We start from the raw sequence: 13,579 nt of genomic DNA on the forward strand, positions 1-13,579 counted from the left end.
GCGCGGAGCAGCGCCTGTCGCCGCCGGCCCGGCGGAGCTGCTCGCGCGGCTGCGCGCCGCGATCGACGCGCGCCAGGACGAGCTCCGCGCGCAGGCGAGCCTTGCCGCGCGCCGCGGGGAACTGGCGCGCGCGCATGACCGCCTGCGCGCGCAGGAACAAACCGCCGGCGCCGCGGCGGAGATCGCGGCGCAAGCGGCCGACGCCGTCGCGGCCGGCTGGCGCGACTGGCTGACGGAGCGGACGCTTCCGCCCGCGCTGTCGCCGGAAGCGGCCATGGAGACGCTCGATCTCGCCGAGCAGGCGCAGCTTCGCGTCCAAGCGCGGGACCGCGCGGCGGACAAGGCCGCGCGGCTGCGAAGCGGCATCGCCGAGTTCGAGCGATCGGTCGACGCGCTTGCGGACGCGTGTCCCGAGCCCGCGTTCCGCGCCGGCGGCGACGCCGTTGCCGCGCTGCGGCTGCTGCAGGCGGAAGCCGACAGACAGGCTGCCGTGCGCGCGGAGCGGGAAGAGCTGCAGAAGAAGCAGGGCGAGGTCGCCATACGCAGAAGCAGGCTCGATGCTGCGCTGTCGGAGCTGACGGCGCGGCAGGAGACGTGGTTCGCGGCGGGCAAGGCGGACGGCGAATTGGCCTGGTTGAACGCGCTGGAACGATCGGAACGGTCGGCGGAGATCGAGCAGGAGCTGTTCCGGCTGAATGCGCTGTTGGGCGCGGGGTTGTCGGAGACGGATCAGGCCCGGCTGGAGAGCTGGTACGACGACATGGACGAGGCCGCTTTGACCGGTAAGCTTGCGGACGCGCAGCGGGAATGGACGCAGGCCGAACAGGCGCGAGCCGGCTTGTTGGAGCAGCTCGGGCGAAAGCGGCAGCGGTTGGAGCAGCTGCTCCGCGACGGGGACAGGCAGCGCCTGATCGGCGAACGCGAACAAACCGCCGCCGCCCTGGAGGAGCTGATCGACAGGTACGCGGTGCTGTCGATCGGCTTGACGATGATCAAGCGGACGAAGCGGATCATGGAGGAACAGCGCCAGCCCGGCGTGCTGCGCGAAGCGTCGAGGCTGATGGGCCTGCTGTCCGAAGGAAGGTACAAACGGATCTCCATGCCGGAAGGCGAGCGGAGGATCGCGCTGGAAACGCAGGACGGCCGCATCGTGGAGAGCGGTTTTCTGAGCCGGGGAACGGCGGAGCAGCTCTATCTGGCGATGCGCTTCGCGCTTGCTGACGAGGCCGCCGCCGCGCATTCGCTTCCGCTGCTGCTCGACGATCCGTTCGTCAATTTCGACTATGGCCGGCTTCAAGCGGCGGCAGGCGTGCTGAAGGAGCTGGCGGAACGCCGGCAGATCGTGTTCTTCACCTGCCATGCCCATACGAAGGATTTGCTGCTGGAGCGCGTTCCGGGCGCGCGGCTGGTCCGGCTTTCCGGCTGATGGCTGCATGAAGTTACATTCTTGCTTCTGTCGTTTGCATGGATAATTCCGTTCAACTCGGACAATCCCGGGCGTTATTGCAAGAAAACTGCCCGGCTCGGCATCCGCCGGCATGAAATCGCTCCGGCTCAAGATCCGCTGCCGAGCAAGCGTCTTATCGGCTGCGGATAGGGGACTTGTGGCGAATGAGCAGAATCAGCCATCCGAGGCTGATCAAGCCGAAGATCGGATAGAGCGTGGAGAGCAGGGGGCCGAAGCCGATCTGGCTCGCGATATAGCAGGCGCCGAGCGTGAGAGTCGTGAGCAGCGTGCGGGACAGCTTCACGCGCTTCTGCAGCTGCAGCGTAAGCCCGTAAATGTCCGCGATGAGCGTCGTGAAGATTTCGGCGAAGATCAGAAAAATATAGATCCACTGGATGCCGTGCCCGAGCTCGCGGGCGATTCCGCCCATCGGGATGGCGAACTGCTGGATGCCGGGCATGTATACAGACAGCGCGATATGGCCGGCGATCAGCATGAAGCCGATGCCGATGCCGCCGACCCACGAGCCATAGACGATCGCCTTGCGGTCCTCGATCTCGCCGCCGAGCGGCACGAGAACGGCCTGCGCCATGGCCAGGTTAAAGGCGGCGTACAGAAACGGGGAAGCCCACACCGCGAACGGCGAGAAATCGCTCGAGAGCACCATCCAGCGGGCAGACCCAGGCGTATGGACCGTGTCGATGATGATGAGCACCGTGAACAGCAGCATGACCGGCACGACGATCGAATTGACGGTGAGGATCGCGTTCATGCCCTTGCGGAGCAGAAGGAAGCAGCCGGCGATCGTCAGCAGCAGCCCGGATTGATACGAGATATTCCAGTTTTCCGAGAAGATCGCGCCAGCCCCGGCGAGCATGACCGCGCACACGCCGAACAGAATAATTTGCATGAAATGGCTGATCCAGCGCCCGAACCGTTCGCCGAACAGCACCTGATTGACATCCTCGTACGATTTGGCTTTCACGTCGTTCGAGATCAGCATCATCTTCGTGCCGAGCCAGACGAACATGATCGTGGCCAGCAGAATCGTCAACGCGCCCATCACGCCGAAGCGGGTAAAAAACTGCAGGATCTCCTGCCCCGTCGCGAACCCCGCGCCGACGACCGTTCCCATATACGTAAATGCGATTTGCATGACTGTATTGATCCGTTTCATCTTCCATTCATTACCTGCCTTTCGTGGACGGCCTCTTCTAAAGGTATGTCCGAGCGGGGACAGGCATGACTATTATCCATATCCATTATCCGACGAAAGCAGTTGATCTTATCTTATGGCTATGGTTTTGGCCATCGGCGTCTTTACGGTTTCGCTTGCGCTGATCATCTGGAAGCCGAAAGGGCTTCACGAAGCGCTGACCGCCTTGGTCGGGGCGGCGCTGCTGTTCGCCGCGGGCCTGCTGGAGCCGGGCGATGCGGCCTACATCTGGCATTTCGTCTGGGATGCCACCTTCTCGCTCATCGGCATCATGCTGTTTACGTCAATTCTGGATGCGAACGGCTTCTTCCGCTGGGCGGCGCTCCATATCGTGCGGCGGTTTCACGACCGGCAGCTGCGGCTGTTGATCGGCTTATGCGCGCTCGCGGCGGGCATCACGGTCTTCTTCAATAACGACGGCACGATTCTGATCATGATTCCGATCGTGCTGGAGGTCACGGCGCTGCTGCAGCTGACGCGCAAGGCGAAGATCGCGTTCCTGCTCGGCGTCGGCTTGATGGCGGATACGGCGAGCGCGCCGCTCATGATGAGCAATTTGACGAATATATTGACGGCGGATTTCTTCGACCTGACGTTCGAGGATTACGCGCGCACGATGCTGCTCCCGGGACTCGCGGCCATCGCGGCCACGATCGCGGTCACTGCCGGCTACTTCGGGAGAAACATTCGTTCGGAGGAAAATCGGCTTGAAGCGCCGCATGCCTTTCCGGAGCCGGCTTCGGCGATCTCGGACCGGAAGCTGTTCAGGCTGTCGTGGCTCATCGTCGGCTTCATGATGGCGGGTTATTTATTCTCGGGGAGGCTGGGGCTTTCGGTGGCGTTCATCGCGCTCGGCGGAGCGGCCGTTCAGTGGGCGGCTAGCATGGCTTCGGGGATGGGGAACATTCGCGCGACCATTCGGCGAACGCCTTGGTCCATCGTCGTGTTCGCGTTGTCGATGAACCTGATCGTGTACAGCTTGTACCTGCATGGCGCCGTTGCTTGGTTTCCGCGCGCGCTGGAGCCGATGACGGACAGCGGTTCGTTCGCGGGCATTCTCGGATCGGGGGCCTTGTTCTCGCTGCTGAGCGCGGGGGTCAACAATTTACCGGCCGTGCTGGTGTCTTCGCTGGCCATTCAGGAATCCGGAGGTCCGCATTACTTGCCGTACGCCAGTCTGCTCGGCACCTCGGTAGGGGCCAAGCTGACGCCGATCGGTTCCCTTGCGACGCTGCTTTGGCTGCAGCTGCTGCGGAAAGGCGGCATCGACATGTCATGGCGGGAATATGCCAAATACGGACTGGCGCTTACGCTGCCGATCTTGTTTTGCGCTTTGCTGACCTTATGGCTGGTCGTCGGCTGAGAAGAGCTTGATCGAGAGAATCCGGCTGTTTCGCGGGTCGAGATCGAGCTTCAGCAATGCGCCCTTCGCTTTGTAAGCAAGCACGCTGGACGTATGCGTGTCCGGTTTGCCCAGCTTCTTGACGGCGTCCGCTTCGTTATCGCCGATGCGAAGTCCGCCCAAGCCGGCAGCCGCCGTCTTGTCGAACACTTCCACGAACTTTACCGCGCCGGCGGCGGTGTAGCCGAGCGCGAAGGCCGCGTATTCCTCGACCGTCAATTTGCCGTCCTCGTCGTCGAGCGCGTAGGTGTCGTTCGGCTTGCCGAGCTTCTTGACGGCCGACGCGCGTGCGTCGCCGATTCCGACACCGAGCAGCTTCGGCGTCTCGGCATGCCAAGCATCCTCGGCTTTGCCCGCCGGCGGGGAGGATTTACCGGGTTTGCCGCCCGAGGATTCCGCGGTGGCGTCGGAGTTCGCGGCGTTAATCCCGGCGTCCGGGAGGTTGTCCGTCACCGGGACGACGGAGCCGTCTTCGGTATCGTAGGTTTTCTGAGGGCTGTCCGATCGGACGTCAGGATGATGCGCTTGCGCGGCGGCATCGCCGGCGGCGGCATCGAGACCGGCCGGACCGGCATAGTCCAGCTCGCAGCCCGTAACGGCGATGGCCAGCAGCACGGCAGCAGCCGCGATCGCGGCTTGTTTGGCCTGAAGCGATTTCATGACGGGATAACCTCCTGCTTAGGCAGTGGAATGATTTTGTAAGGACTTTGTTATGTAATAGACGCAACAGATGGAAAAAAGTTGCAGCGGGCCGCGCGACTCGCGGTATTTTTAACCCTCATCGGTTGCGTGAATCCCCTGCCATATGGTAACTTTAACGGAAAAAGATTTTTGGTGGAGGGAACGCGAATGGAACTGTTAAAAGAACGCATTCTGCGCGAAGCGACGATTATTAATCAAGATGTGCTGAAGCTGGATGCGCTGCTCAATCATCAGGTCGATCCGCAGTTAACGCTGGAGATGGGCAAGGAATTCGCGCGCCTGTTCGCCGAGACGCCAATCACGAAAGTCATCACCGTCGAATCGTCCGGCATTCCGGTCGCGTTCACGACCGCCATGGCGCTGAACGTCCCGCTGGTGTTCGCGCGCCGCAAGAAGACGCTGATCGCCGATCCGGATTCGTATTCCGAGCGCGTCCCTTCGTTTACCAAAGGCATCGTAACGGACATCATGGTTTCCCGCCAATTCCTGACGGAGCAGGATACGGTGCTCTTCATCGACGATATCATCGCCAACGGGGATGCGGCGCGGGGCTTGATCAAAATCATCGACCGCTCCGGCGCGAAGCTGGCCGGTCTCGGCATCGTCGTGGAGAAATCGTTCCAGGCCGGCGCGCGCACGATCCGCGAGCAGGGTATCCGCGTGGAATCGCTTGCCCGAATCGCCTCGCTCGAGGGCGGCAAAATCCGCTTCGAAACCTAGGTTCCATAATCAGCATCTTTTCGAGACTCGCGTTTTGACTTATAATGTTCATAAGTACGGATGGGGGAGGCACAAAATATGGCTAATCTATCAGCTGAGTATTTATTAACCAAGTTGTCGGACGCGAAAAACCATTTTGAACGTGCGCTCGATTGTAAGCATACGGAGTTCGATGACTTGTATCCTTATATGATCGAACATCCCCAGTTTTTCTGGTATAAGCGCTACGTCGCTTGGTCGGAGCTTTTGACGATCGTCAAACTGTCGGAAGAGATCGAGATTGACTGGAAGGGCCAATTCACGGAGAAACAGTCGGAATACATTACAAGCCGCGTGATGTCTTCGCGCGTGCTGGACGAATGGTACGAAACGAACGATTCCAAGGAACACGTCAGCTAAATCGGAAACGAACGGGAACCTCAATGCCTGCGCAAGCCGCGGGATTGAGGTTCTTTGAACATGCGGGGGCGAGCCGGGTTGCGCGCGGAATGCGGATTCGGCAGTCGACGCAAGGTTGGCATTTAGAAAGCAAAGGGCGGGAAGACGCATGATTACGGAAGAACAACTGGATCGTTACCGGATCGAAGGCACGCCGCTGCGCGTCGTCCGCGACAACATCGAAACGAACGACGTGCTCGGCATCGTCGTCGCCTGGGACGCGGAAAGCGTCGTGATCCGCAAACGGAGCCGCAAAGTGGTGAAACTAAGCCGCAGCTACGTCTATGAGCCGGTCACCGTGCCGCGGAGCGAGGTCTGACGGCCGCGGGACCGATCGATTCGGTTCGCGCGATCGGACGCTATTGTTTGAAAATTTGAACTTTGCGGCTTGTCTTGACTTAGATGGCGGCCGGATGCTACTATAAAAAACGTGATTGCGGCATAGCCGCGGTCGATCTGCCAGATGCGGTCGTGGCGGAATTGGCAGACGCGCTAGATTCAGGTTCTAGTGGTGTAACAGCCGTGGAGGTTCGAGTCCTCTCGACCGCATATCTTCATCAACAACAAGCTTCCGATCTGCATATTCCAGCAGGTAGGGGGCTTTTTTTGATCTCTGCCGCGCTTGCGATTCAGGCAGGCATCCTCCCCCCATGTTCGGCATTCCCGGCTAGTCCCGTTTCCCGTTTTGCTCCAATCTGGTAACGATTTCAGCACGACAACACAGACACGAAGCGTTCGTTATGTAAGCGCTGTCCGCCGCTCGCCCTTCACCGAAAACGATCGCTGTCGCAGGGAGGAGATACGAGAATGAAGCTGTGGTCGCTGCTGGCGCTCCCTTTTCGCCGTTTGCTGATCCGCAACAAAATCATCGCGGTCTACATACCGCTCATCCTGATTCCGCTGTTCGCGCTGGGCTACTTCACCAGCCACTTGTTCACCAATTCGCTGATCGCCATGACGAAGGAAAACGTGCGGGACGAATCGACCTTGATCCTGACCAGAATCGATTCGATGATCCGCAACGCGGAAAGCAGCGCCAATACGATGATGGAGGACTTCAACCATATCTACGAGAATTTCCCCGCTCCCCTGACGCCGTTTCAAGAGAACCAGCTGCGCATTCAAATGCAGGCGCAGTTCAGCGTCGATCTGCTTAATTTTCCCGATATCGATTCCGCCGCTTTCATCGATGCGCGCGGACAGCTGTATACGTCGTATTTCCCCGCCAGGGACGGGGACCGCAAGGTCTTCGACAGCGGGCTGATCGCGAAGATCGACGAAATGCCGAGCTACGGCGTCAACAACTGGTTTCCGATGCAGCGGCGGGACTATCTCGTCACCGATCCGAACGTGCCGGTGCTGTCGATCGGCAAGCAGATCATCGATCTGAAGTACGGCCGCTCGCTCGGCATCCTCGTCGTCAACATCAAGGAGAGCGCGATTTCCGCCGTCTACGACAAAATGGGCGCAAGCGGCAGCGAGCATTTCATGATAGTCGACCGTCAAGGAACGGTCGTCTCCTCGCCCGATAAATCGGAGCTTCTGCAGCCGATGCGGGATGAGCGACTGCGCGGCTTGATTCAGTCGAAGCCGTCGTTCTCGGATATGCTGCGCACCAGGTCGGGCGAGAATCTCGTTACGAGCGCGACGTACGAGAAGCTCGGGTGGAAGCTGGTCAATATCGTGCCGCAGGCGGCGATTACGGCGGATATTCGCAAAAATATCCGGATGACGGTCCTCATCGGCGCGATCTGCCTGGTGTTCGCGCTGATCGGCGCCGGCCTGCTCTCGCGCGTGATCGTCGGTCCGCTGCAGCAGTTGGCGAAGGCGATGCGGCGGGTGAAGGAGGTCGACCTGGCGGCGTCGGCGCGAAACGACTCGGCGGACGAGATCGGCCTGCTGGCATCCGTGTTCAATTCGATGATCTCGCGCATGAAGGAGCTGCTCCAGCGGGTGGAGGAGGAGCAGCGGAGGAAGAAGGAGTACGAGCTGGCGCTGATTCATGCCCAGATCAAGCCGCATTTTCTGTACAATACGCTCGATCTGATCTACCTGCTGAACGACATGGGCCGCAGCCGCGAGGCGCGCGACACGACGAAGTCGCTTGCCGACTTCTATCGCGTCGCGCTCAGCAAGGGCAGCGAGATGATCACGCTCGGCGAGGAGATCAAGAATGCCCGCGATTATCTGACCGTTCAGCATACCCGCTATCCGGACGTGTTCGACTTCCGCGTCGAGCTGCCGCCGGACGTGCTGCGGGCGATGATTCCCAAGCTGTCGATCCAGCCGCTTGCGGAAAACGCGATCTACCACGGGCTGAAGGTGAAGGGGAGTCCCGGCACGCTGCGGATCGGCGGATTCCGCGACGAGCAGACGGTGACGATCGTCGTCAGCGACGACGGCATCGGCATGACGGAGAGCAAGCTGAGCGCGATATGGCAGCGGGAATCCGGCGGCGGCGAGCAGCCCGTCTCGTTCGGAATCTACAGCGTGCATGAACGGATCCGGCTGTATTTCGGCGAAGAGTATGGCGTGACGATCAGCAGCGCGGAGGGTCGCGGCACCGAGGTTCGCATCCGGCTGCCGCTGGAGAGGCAAAGGAGGGATTGGCATGCATAACGTCATGATCGTGGACGACGAGCCGCTGTTTCGGGAATATTTGCGGACCAAATTCAACTGGGCGGCGCTCGGCATGACCGTCGCGTGCGAAGCCCGTCACGGCCTGGAGGCGCTGGAGCTGGCGCAGGCGCACCGGCTGGATATCGCCTTGGTCGATATCAACATGCCCTTCATGGACGGGCTGGCATTGTCCGAGCAGCTGAAGCAGCTCTATCCGGACATCTCGATCGTGCTCGTGACCGGCCACAACGAGTTCGAATACGCCCGCAGAGCGATCCGCATGGGCGTGAAGGATTACTTGCTCAAGCCCTTCGACGAGGAAGAATTCGAGGTGACCCTCGGCAAGGTGAAGAGCTTCATGGAGGCGGCGCACGCGGAGCGGGCCGGCATGCAGTTCGACCTGCTGCGCGAGAGCTTCCTGCTGAAGCTGATCAGCCGGGACGCGGATATGAAGCGGGAGGACGTCGAAGCCGCCATGTCCCGGTTCCGCATCCCGGAATCGCCGGGCTGTTATCTCGTGGCCGTCACGGAGATCGATCACCTGCACGCCATCGGCGATGCCGCCGAGCAGTCGCTGTGGAAGCATACGCTGGACAATCTGCTTCGCGATCTCTTGACCGTTCGCGGCGCGCATCATCTGTTTCGCGATGCCGACGGACGGACGGTCTCGATCGTCGCCTTCGACGACGCCGCGGACGGCGCGGAGTTCGACGGGCAGCCCTTCGCGCGGCTCGGGCAGATGGTCGAGCGGCATTTCAAATTCACGGTCACCGTCGGGATCGGACGCGTGACGCGTGATTTCATGGCGCTGCGAACCTCCTATCGCGAAGCGTTATCAGCGATTCGCGGCAAGCTGACGTCGGGCCAGGGCGGCGTCATTTGGTTCGAACGGCTCGGCGAAAGCCCGGAACGGTTTGAATTCTTTTCCGTGAAGCTGCAGGAAAATTTGATCTACTGCCTGCGGATGAAGGATCGGGACGGCGTCGAGATCCGGCTCGATCAAGCGTTCGCCGATCTCGGCAAAGCGCCGACGACGGTCGATAACGCGCTGACCGGACTGATGGGACTGGTGTCGCTGATCTTGTCGTTCGCCATCGAATCGGGCGTCGTCATCGGCGAAGTGCTGGGCCCGGACTTCGCGCCGTACCGCGAGCTGCGGCAGTTGTCGACCATCGGGCAGTGCAGGGAGTGGATGACCGAGCTGTACCGGCGGGTCATGGAGGCGAGCTTCGGCCATCGCGCTTCGAAGTCCGTCAAGCTGTACGAAGCGGCGAAGGAGCTCATCCACGAGCGCTTCGCGGATCCGGCTCTGACGGTCGAGACGATCGCCGGCGCGCTGTACATCGATTCCAGCTATTTGCGCAAAATCTTCAGGCGCGAAGGAGGCATGCCGGTGTCCGATTATTTAACCTACGTGCGGATTCAACGCGCGAAGGAGCTGATCGGCAGGGGGGAGCTGAAGCTGACCGTGATCGCGGAGCAGGTCGGCTACAGCGAGGCCGGCTATTTCAGCAAATGGTTCAAGAAGCACTTCGGCGTCTCGCCGACCGAATACGAGAACCGGAAACGGCCTTGAATCCGAGCACGTCCGGCATTCGCGATCGGATGCGGCGCCAGATGCGCTTATCTTGCCAAACGTCCGCGCCATCCGGCGGCGAAGGCTCGGCGAACCGCAGCGACGCCGGGCCAAGCCGCGAATGACGTTGGCCCGTTTTGCGCGGATATGGCCCGGTTATGACATTCTCTTCGGAAGCGCCGAAAATTTATAATGGGAGCTAGCCGATGTAATCGCTTGCAACCACAGTCTCCCGGCACAATTCGCTTTTCACGGAGAAAGAAGGGGAATGTATTGAGAAATCAACGCTTCACGGTATTCGCTTCGACGGCGGCGGCGCTGCTGATCCTGTCCGCCTGCAGCAGCGGCGGCGGAAACGCGAACAACGCGAACAATGCGGCGACTGCGCCGGACAATGCGGCGACTGCGCCCGAGCCGACCGAATCGGCAACCAACGACGACGGGGCATCGGCCCCGGCAACGAAAGAGCCGGTCAAGCTGCGCATTTACGCCGCTTATTTCGACGACGACACGAAGAAGCCGTACGACTATGCCGTAGCCGAGCTGAAGAAGGAGATGCCGAACGTCGAGCTGGTGCTCGATCCTTCGATGCAGGACGACGGACAGAAGCTGCGCACGTATGCCGCTTCGGGCAACATGCCGGATATTTTCCAGGCCGATTACAAGACGATGAAAGCGTTTGCGGCATCGAAAAACATCGAGCTGCTCGACGACGCGGCGCCGACAGCGCAGTTCAAGAGCGACCTGAATCCCGGCAACGAGCCGGTCATGATCACGCCGGACGGCCATGTGTACTCCTATCCGTTTGCCGGCATCGAGTTCCAGATCCTGTATTACAACAAGAAGATCTTCGCCGATGCGGGCGTGGAGGCGCCGATCAAGACGTACGATCAATGGAAGGACGCGATCCAGAAATTCAAGGCCAAGGGCATCGTGCCGCTGGCGATCTTCTCCAAGGAGAAATGGATCGGCAATTCCTTCTTCAAAGGGCTGCTGACAAGAGAAGAGCCGCAGGGCTACGCGGCGCTGACCGGCAAGGAGCTGCCCGACGCGTTCGAGCTGGCCGCGAAGCAGTTCAACGATCTGAAGGATGCGGGCCTGTTCGATCCGAATGCGACCAACACGAACTATGACCAGGCGTCGTCGATGTTCTATACCGGCAAGGCGGCGATGCTCGTCAACGGCCAATGGGAAATATACAGCGCGGATAAGAACCTCGGCGCGGACGTCGATTGGATGTACTGGCCGGCGAAGGACGAGGCGACCTACGAAGCGAGCAAGTTCAACATGGACGGCTCGGGCGAGCCCGGCGGTTTCTCCGTCTCCCCGACGAGCAAGAACAAGGAAACCGCGATCGAAGTCGCCGCGTTCCTGGCGCGCAAATACGCGGAATTCAAGTATACGCAGCTCGGCAACCCGATCGTGTCGGTGAAGATCGACAAGCCGGTCGTCGCCAAGCCGCCGGCCATGATGCAGCGCCTGATCGACGAGACGCTGCCGAACGTCAAGAGCTTCGCCAAGCTGAACGAGAACGTCAAGATCAACACCGCTCTCGACGATAACACGCAGAACCTGATCGTCAAAGGCTTCAGCGACGCGGACTTCGATAAAAACATGAACCGCGTGCTGGCGAGCGAAAACAAGTAACGAGGGACTAACCCATGGATTGGAATGAGCAACGATGAGACATTATTTTGGCAACAAATGGGCGATTGCCGCTTTTGCCTTGCCGGCGCTGCTGCTGTACTCGCTCGTCGTCTCCTATCCGGTGGTACAGAGCCTGTACCGCAGCTTCTTCGAATGGGACGGCATCGGCGCGGGTACCTTTAACGGGCTGAGCAACTACGCCGAGCTGTTCCGCGATCCGCTGCTCGCCACGTCGCTTCGCAACGGCGGGATTTTCGCGCTCGTGCTCGTCGTCTTCCAGATCGGGCTGGGCACGATCCTGGCCCTGGTCTGCGCGGATATAAAGATCAAAGGGCGCAAGGTGCTCAAGGTCGGCTATTTCATCCCGGTCGTGCTGTCCGTTACCGTCGTCTGCCAGCTGTGGATCGCCATCTACGATCCGACCAACGGGCTGGTCAACCGCTTGTTCGAGCTGGTCGGCATCCCGTACCGGCAAAACTGGCTGACCTCGCCCGCGGTCTCGATCATCGCGATCGCCTTCGTCAACGCGTGGCAGTTCATGGGGTATCAGTTCAGCCTGCTCTACGCCGGCATCAAATCGATACCCGAGCAATACGTGGAGGCCGCGATCATCGACGGCTGCACGAAGTGGGGCGCGCATCGCAGAATCACGATTCCGCTCATGGCGGAGACGTTCAAATTCTGTCTGATCGTCGCCATTACGGGAGGCATCGGCGCGTTCGTCCAGATGCTCATCATGACGAGCGGCGGACCGGGGACGACGAACTTCACGCTGACGTACATGATTTACCGGTACGCCTTCAGCGAATTCGAATATGGCTACGCCTGCGCGGTATCCGTTTTCCTGGTCGCCATCAGCCTGCTTGCCACCGTCATCATCAACCGGTTGTTCCGTCAGGAACGCATGACCTATTAGAAGGGGGCAGACGGCACACTCATGCTGACCAGAATAAAACCCGGTTCCATCCTGCTGCAGGGCTTGTTATGGATTTATTTTATCGTCTCCGTCTATCCGCTCTTCTGGATGATCACGTATTCGCTCAAGAACAACGACCAGATCTTCGTCACGAATCCGTTCGGCATCCCGCTGCACATGCATTTCGAGAATTACGTCCACGCCTGGGAACAGTTCAACGTTCCCCGCTATTTCGTCAATTCGCTGGTCGTCTCGGCGATCAGCACCTGCGGCATCCTGCTCCTGTCGGTCATGTTCGCGTACACGGTGGCGAGAATGGAGTGGCGGTTGCGGGAAGCCGCGCGCATCTACATGATCATCGGGATGTTCATCCCGCTGCAGGTCATCATGATCCCGCTTGCCATACTGGTCAAAAACTTCCACCTGACGAACACGTACGGGGCGCTGATCGTGCCCTACATCGCCTTCGGCCTGCCGTTCTCCTCGCTGATTTTCTACGGCTTCATGCGAACCATTCCCGTGGAGCTGGAGGAGTCGGCGTGCATGGACGGGGCGAGCATCTACAGGACGTTCTTCCGCATCATCGTGCCGATCGTGCGGCCGGCGGTCGCGACGATCGCGATCTTTCAATTTCTGGGCGCATGGAACGAGTTCCTGCTCGCCTATATCTTGATCTCCGACGAAGCGATGAAGACGCTGCCGCTCGGCCTGCTGTTCTTCCAAGGCCAGTACAGCACCGATTGGGGCGGGATGGGCGCCGTCATGACGATCGCCAGCCTGCCGATGGTCGTCATGTTCTTGTTCTTCAGCGATCAGGTCGAACGGGCGCTGACGGTCGGCTCGGCCGTCAAAGGGTAAAGGGCAGGCGGATGGATATCGAACCGCTTATCGCGGAC

At 60.3% G+C, this 13,579-nt stretch carries 12 protein-coding genes and 1 tRNA gene; 11 read left to right on the forward strand and 2 right to left on the reverse strand.

From position 1 onward, the window contains the following. On the forward strand, positions 1 to 1,426 hold a 1,426-nt coding region (locus GT019_RS20500; RefSeq protein WP_407945095.1), incomplete at its 5' end, for an ATP-binding protein. A 154-nt stretch (positions 1,427 to 1,580) separates the two neighbouring features. On the opposite strand, the gene GT019_RS20505 is transcribed toward GT019_RS20500, so the two are convergent. Further along, the gene (locus tag GT019_RS20505) at positions 1,581 to 2,624 is read right to left on the reverse strand and encodes a YkvI family membrane protein (protein ID WP_161745068.1); all 1,044 of its coding nucleotides are present in this window, start codon (positions 2,622 to 2,624) and stop codon (positions 1,581 to 1,583) included. A 115-nt stretch (positions 2,625 to 2,739) separates the two neighbouring features. Here GT019_RS20505 and GT019_RS20510 point away from each other — a divergent pair, with 115 nt between their 5' ends. After that, positions 2,740 to 4,026, forward strand: a complete 1,287-nt coding sequence (locus tag GT019_RS20510) for an ArsB/NhaD family transporter (RefSeq protein WP_161745069.1) — start codon at positions 2,740 to 2,742, stop codon at positions 4,024 to 4,026. On the opposite strand, the gene GT019_RS20515 is transcribed toward GT019_RS20510, so the two are convergent. Beyond that, a complete protein-coding gene (locus tag GT019_RS20515; RefSeq protein WP_161745070.1) occupies positions 4,006 to 4,725 on the reverse strand; it encodes a hypothetical protein in 720 nt (239 codons plus the stop codon). The genes GT019_RS20510 and GT019_RS20515 overlap by 21 nt on opposite strands. A gap of 189 nt (positions 4,726 to 4,914) precedes the next feature. Between GT019_RS20515 and GT019_RS20520 the strand changes: the two genes are divergently transcribed. The 9 genes from GT019_RS20520 (at position 4,915) to GT019_RS20560 (ending at position 13,541) form a co-directional block, all read left to right on the forward strand. Next, entirely contained in the window at positions 4,915 to 5,487 is a 573-nt protein-coding gene (locus tag GT019_RS20520) for a xanthine phosphoribosyltransferase (protein WP_161745071.1), read from the forward strand. Positions 5,488 to 5,565: 78 nt separating this feature from the next. Beyond that, positions 5,566 to 5,886 (forward strand): hypothetical protein, encoded by a 321-nt coding sequence (locus GT019_RS20525; protein WP_161745072.1) that lies wholly within the window; start codon positions 5,566 to 5,568, stop codon positions 5,884 to 5,886. A gap of 148 nt (positions 5,887 to 6,034) precedes the next feature. Continuing rightward, positions 6,035 to 6,244: a hypothetical protein gene (locus tag GT019_RS20530; RefSeq protein WP_161745073.1), complete on the forward strand. Its 210-nt coding sequence runs from the start codon at positions 6,035 to 6,037 to the stop codon at positions 6,242 to 6,244. Positions 6,245 to 6,390: 146 nt separating this feature from the next. Continuing rightward, positions 6,391 to 6,474, forward strand: a tRNA-Leu gene (locus GT019_RS20535). Between the two features lie 258 nt (positions 6,475 to 6,732). Continuing rightward, complete coding sequence (locus tag GT019_RS20540) at positions 6,733 to 8,544, forward strand: sensor histidine kinase (RefSeq protein ID WP_161745074.1); 1,812 nt, start codon at positions 6,733 to 6,735, stop codon at positions 8,542 to 8,544. Next, positions 8,537 to 10,120, forward strand: a complete 1,584-nt coding sequence (locus GT019_RS20545) for a response regulator (protein ID WP_161745075.1) — start codon at positions 8,537 to 8,539, stop codon at positions 10,118 to 10,120. Before GT019_RS20540 ends, GT019_RS20545 begins: the two co-directional genes overlap by 8 nt. 273 nt (positions 10,121 to 10,393) lie before the next feature. Continuing rightward, positions 10,394 to 11,767: an ABC transporter substrate-binding protein gene (locus GT019_RS20550; protein ID WP_235948809.1), complete on the forward strand. Its 1,374-nt coding sequence runs from the start codon at positions 10,394 to 10,396 to the stop codon at positions 11,765 to 11,767. Between the two features lie 34 nt (positions 11,768 to 11,801). Beyond that, a complete protein-coding gene (locus GT019_RS20555) occupies positions 11,802 to 12,683 on the forward strand; it encodes a carbohydrate ABC transporter permease (protein WP_161745077.1) in 882 nt (293 codons plus the stop codon). 21 nt (positions 12,684 to 12,704) lie between these two features. Continuing rightward, positions 12,705 to 13,541, forward strand: a complete 837-nt coding sequence (locus GT019_RS20560) for a carbohydrate ABC transporter permease (RefSeq protein WP_161745078.1) — start codon at positions 12,705 to 12,707, stop codon at positions 13,539 to 13,541. Positions 13,542 to 13,579 lie beyond the last annotated feature (38 nt).

Origin of the sequence: Paenibacillus glycinis (assembly GCF_009909185.1) — a bacterium.
GTDB classification, from domain to species: Bacteria; Bacillota; Bacilli; order Paenibacillales; family Paenibacillaceae; genus Paenibacillus_Z; species Paenibacillus_Z glycinis.

What these genes read in the sequence shown, in the direction of transcription:
- GT019_RS20505 (WP_161745068.1), bottom strand. Translation starts at nt 2,624, where the DNA reads ATGAAACGGATCAATACAGTCATGCAAATCGCATTTACGTATATGGGA.
- GT019_RS20510 (WP_161745069.1), top strand. Translation starts at nt 2,740, where the DNA reads ATGGCTATGGTTTTGGCCATCGGCGTCTTTACGGTTTCGCTTGCGCTG.
- GT019_RS20515 (WP_161745070.1), bottom strand. Translation starts at nt 4,725, where the DNA reads ATGAAATCGCTTCAGGCCAAACAAGCCGCGATCGCGGCTGCTGCCGTG.
- GT019_RS20520 (WP_161745071.1), top strand. Translation starts at nt 4,915, where the DNA reads ATGGAACTGTTAAAAGAACGCATTCTGCGCGAAGCGACGATTATTAAT.
- GT019_RS20525 (WP_161745072.1), top strand. Translation starts at nt 5,566, where the DNA reads ATGGCTAATCTATCAGCTGAGTATTTATTAACCAAGTTGTCGGACGCG.
- GT019_RS20530 (WP_161745073.1), top strand. Translation starts at nt 6,035, where the DNA reads ATGATTACGGAAGAACAACTGGATCGTTACCGGATCGAAGGCACGCCG.
- GT019_RS20540 (WP_161745074.1), top strand. Translation starts at nt 6,733, where the DNA reads ATGAAGCTGTGGTCGCTGCTGGCGCTCCCTTTTCGCCGTTTGCTGATC.
- GT019_RS20545 (WP_161745075.1), top strand. Translation starts at nt 8,537, where the DNA reads ATGCATAACGTCATGATCGTGGACGACGAGCCGCTGTTTCGGGAATAT.
- GT019_RS20555 (WP_161745077.1), top strand. Translation starts at nt 11,802, where the DNA reads ATGAGACATTATTTTGGCAACAAATGGGCGATTGCCGCTTTTGCCTTG.
- GT019_RS20560 (WP_161745078.1), top strand. Translation starts at nt 12,705, where the DNA reads ATGCTGACCAGAATAAAACCCGGTTCCATCCTGCTGCAGGGCTTGTTA.